Here is a 1,258-nt window from a genome sequence, read left to right on the forward strand (position 1 = left end):
CGTCGCGGCTTCTTCCCAGCGGGCGTTGCTCCCGGTCAGCCGCGTCTTCTCCGCTGCCTGTTGCCATGCCCCGATGAGGGCGTCACCACCGACCGCCACCAGCAGCCCCAGCCCCACCAGCAGCGGCAGAGCGAGCCATGGCCGCTTCCATGCCCACCACAGGGCGATCGACGCCAACGACAGCAGTCCCAGGCCCAGCGCGGTGCGATGGACCGCTCCAGCCAGGGCGGCAAGGCACAGCACGCCGCCGGCCGCACAGGGAAGCGCCGCAATCCAACAGCGCCCCCGGCCGCCGGCGGCGATCAGCGACAGCGCCGATGCCGGCAGAACCACCGCGGCGAACAGTACCGCAGGCGCGTTGAGCAGATAGGCTCCCCCATCCGCCATTGCCCGTTGTCCGATGGCGCCGAATCCCCACCCCTCCTGCCGCCACCAGCGCAAGGCCAGCAGCAGCCCGGCCAAGGCCAGACCGGCGGCCAGAGCCCGTACAGCAGTCCGCCCGGCGCCGCGCAGCGCCGGCACCAGAAACACAGGAAGGAACAGGTACAGCAGAGGCACGACATCGCGCAGAATGTCGGCAGCCTCCCATCCCAACGCCGCACCGCGCAGCAGCGGCAGCCACAACAGCCAGGCGAAGGCGGCGACCGCCACAGCCATCCACCCGCCCGCCGATGACGCCCGCAGCGCACGGCCGCTCGCCACAGCCAGCGGCCACGTCCAGCCGACGGATGCCAGAATGAAAAATCCGATGGTCCATTCCACCCAGCTCAAGGCAGACGGCGCCGGCACGCTGAGACCACCATAGAAAAGCAGCGCCGCCACCATCGACAGCGTGGCAACCCCGCCGCCCTCCTCCGTCACCAGCGGACACCGCTCGGTAATGGCCGGCGGCTCAGGCCCAGCGCTGCTCGGCGCTGTCCAGACGATAGAACAGCCCCTCCTGCGGGCGCAGACGCAGGGTGCCGACCAGGGTCAGCGGTTCCCGCGTCGCCGTCAGGGCGATCGAGCTGTGCACATGCATCATGGTCGCCGGACCGGGGCTTTCGCAGGCGGGGCAGCCCATCGGGTTGGCAGACAGGATGAAGCGGTTGTGGGTGGCGCCGTCGGCGAGCGGGAGCATGAAGCCGCGGACCGTGACCGGCCTGCCGTCCAGCGCCGCAACCCTGATCGGAAATTGCGGATCGCCGGCCCCGCCGCCTATCCTCACCGCTGCCAAGTCGCGCCAGATCGCCGTCGTCTCGTCCAGCGGAAAATGGAA

At 70.3% G+C, this 1,258-nt stretch carries 2 protein-coding genes; both read right to left on the reverse strand.

Translation table 11 applies throughout. The features are described 5' to 3' along the window. A partial coding sequence (locus tag I71_RS07470; protein ID WP_199902127.1) for a hypothetical protein occupies positions 1 to 861 on the reverse strand: 861 nt, incomplete at its 3' end. A 31-nt stretch (positions 862 to 892) separates the two neighbouring features. Continuing rightward, positions 893 to 1,258 (reverse strand): hypothetical protein (locus tag I71_RS07475; RefSeq protein ID WP_042693372.1); only part of this gene is annotated, 366 nt, incomplete at its 5' end.

It is taken from the genome of Azospirillum sp. B506, from assembly GCF_000333595.1.
In the GTDB taxonomy this organism is placed as follows: Bacteria; Pseudomonadota; Alphaproteobacteria; order Azospirillales; family Azospirillaceae; genus Azospirillum.